Source organism: Nostocoides australiense Ben110 (assembly GCF_001050535.1).
GTDB lineage: Bacteria > Actinomycetota > Actinomycetes > Actinomycetales > Dermatophilaceae > Nostocoides_A > Nostocoides_A australiense.
On record NZ_HG764815.1, the window covers coordinates 3,208,735 to 3,211,190 of the forward strand.

At 71.8% G+C, this 2,456-nt stretch carries 3 protein-coding genes; all 3 read left to right on the forward strand.

What is annotated here, in order from left to right; translation table 11 throughout:
• The first annotated feature begins 289 nt into the window (after positions 1-289).
• Complete coding sequence (locus BN11_RS15560; RefSeq protein WP_083433802.1) at positions 290-1,027, forward strand: EcsC family protein; 738 nt, start codon at positions 290-292, stop codon at positions 1,025-1,027.
• Between the two features lie 81 nt (positions 1,028-1,108).
• Positions 1,109-1,537 (forward strand): YkvA family protein, encoded by a 429-nt coding sequence (locus BN11_RS15565; RefSeq protein ID WP_157044207.1) that lies wholly within the window; start codon positions 1,109-1,111, stop codon positions 1,535-1,537.
• A gap of 114 nt (positions 1,538-1,651) precedes the next feature.
• A partial coding sequence (locus tag BN11_RS15570) for a DUF4192 family protein (RefSeq protein WP_048699203.1) occupies positions 1,652-2,456 on the forward strand: 805 nt, incomplete at its 3' end.

Here is a 2,456-nt window from a genome sequence, read left to right on the forward strand (position 1 = left end):
GGCATCCGCGAGCGCCGCGGCGACCTCCGCCACCTGCTCCGGGCCGAACGCTCGCGGCTGCCTGCCGTCGGTCACGGCGAACCCGGCCGGCCCGGCAACGAGCGCGACCAGGGACTTCGGGCTGGGCACGAGTGCGACCCTATGCCGCAGGGCCGACAGCAGCTGCCGTCCGGGACCAAGCTGGCGGGCGCCAAGCGCCGTGGACGCGCCGACCCATGGCAAGATCGACCAGTTCCCGCATACACGACCACGCTTGCGAGACCACGCGTACGAGACCAAAGGTGACCCCATGGGACTGTTCGGCTTCGGCAAGGACGACGACGTCAAGGAGATGGAAAAGGACATCTCCGTGACCGGCTCCGCCCTGGAGCGTGCCAAGAAGGGCGACGAGGGCGGGATGGCCGGCGCCGCGACGCGGCTGATGGAGCGGCTCCTCGACACCGGCATCGACGGCCGCGGTCCCCTCGACTCCGCTCACAAGATCGCCACGGACGCGCTGGCGAAGCGCAGGACCACCGACGAGGCCGTCGACGAGATCGTCAAGGACCACACGATGATGGCCGCCACCGGCGGCTTCCTGACCAGCCTCGGCGGGTTCATCACCATGCCGGTGGCGATGCCGGCCAATATCGTCGAGTTCTATCTCCTCGCCACGCGCATGGTCGCGAGCATCGCCAAGACGCGTGGCTACGACATCGACAAGCCGGAGATCCGCTCCGCGATCCTGCTGACCCTCGTCGGCGCCGACGCGGACGACCTGCTCAAGAAGGCCGGCGTCGTGGCCACCGGCCGGCTGTCGAACCTCGCCGCGCAGCGCCTTCCGGGGCCGATCCTGATGGTGGTCAACAAGGCGGTGGCGTTCCGGCTGCTCGCGAGCGCCGGCCGCAACACCCTCGCCCGCTTCGGCAAGGGCCTGCCCGTCGCGGGCGGCTTCGTCGGCGCCGGTCTGGACACCTACCTGATCCGCAAGATCGCCGACTCGGCCCGCCGGGAGTTCCCGCCGGTGACGGACGGCACCGTTCGCTGACGCGGGAATCGCGGCGCGGCATACCGCGTTGACTGAGGCGATCCGGTCACGCCGTGTGGCCGCCTCGAAGAAGGACCCGCCGTGGCCGCTCGTTCCCGTCTGCTTCTGGCTCGCTCGCTGATGTCCGCCGTGCGCTCGGCGACCCGCCCCGGCGCCCCCTCGATGGCCGAGCGCGCCGGTTCCGTGCCGCGCCTGGTGCGCGCCGTGGCCGCCGGCGACTACCGCGGTATGACGGTCGGTCGCCTCGGCATGCTCGCGGTCGCCGCCGCATACGTCATCTCGCCGGTCGATCTGCTGCCGGAGGGTTTCCTCGCGGTGTTCGGGCTCGCCGACGACGCGATGGTTCTGAGCTGGCTCGCCGCCAACCTGGTCACGGAGACCGAGGAGTTCCTCGAGTGGGAGCGCGCCGGCACGCCGGGCTCGAACGCCACGGCGCCCGACCCGCAGGATGCCGCCACCAGCGCGTATGCCGGGGCCGGTGCCACCGTCTCGGGCCGCGTCGTGCGCTGACGCGCCAGCCCGCAATCCACAGGTGGAGCGGCAACTTCGCGCTTTCCACAGGGGTTTTCGCGGGTCTGGCGGTCCGTGCTCGCGACCCGCGAGCCTCGTCGTATGACAGTGCATATGACCAGCCCGGGCGAGTTCTTGACCTCGCTGCCCTATCAGATCGGCTTCTATCCGCACCGCAGCCTCGTGGTGGTGATGACGCGCGACAAGACGGTGATCCTCGTCGCCCGCATGGACGTGCCGGAGCATCCCGTCCATGCCGATCGCGCCCTCGACGCGGGGTGCGCCGACCTGCAACGACAGATCGGCGCCGGCAACCTCGACGGCGCCCATCTCGCGCTATTCGACGACTCGCTGCTGGGCCTGGCCGCCCTCGTCCGGGTCGGTGACCGACTGGCCGAGAGCGGGGTGACGCTCGGGCTGGCAGCTCTCGTGAGCGACGGGATGTTCCGGCTGCTCGGGGCCCCCGACGGAAACTGGGACACCCTGCCGCGGCCGGAGGACTGTGCAATCGTCGCCGAGCTGGTGGCCCAGGGGCGGTCGGTGGCGCCCGACCGGGACGCGGCCATCGCGTGCCTCGCGCCCTGTCGTCCGCCCACCACGGCCGGCACCGAACTCACCGCGCGGGAGTGCAGCGTGCCCGTGCACGCGATCGGGGAGTGGCGTGCCTTGCTCGCCCTCGTTCCGCCGGACGAGCCGGACCCGTGGCAGCCCAGCCCCGCGACGGCGATCCGGCTCTCGCGCTCCTTGCTCGACCGCGACTTCCGCGATGCCATGGTGGCCGGGCTGGTGCCCGGCACGCTGCCCGACTCCGAACTCGTCGAGCCGGCTGCCACCCGCGCCGCCCGGATCCTCGCCCCGCTGCACGACGAGTTGGACCGGCACCGGACGGCACGCCGGCACGTGGAAGGCGGCGAGCAGC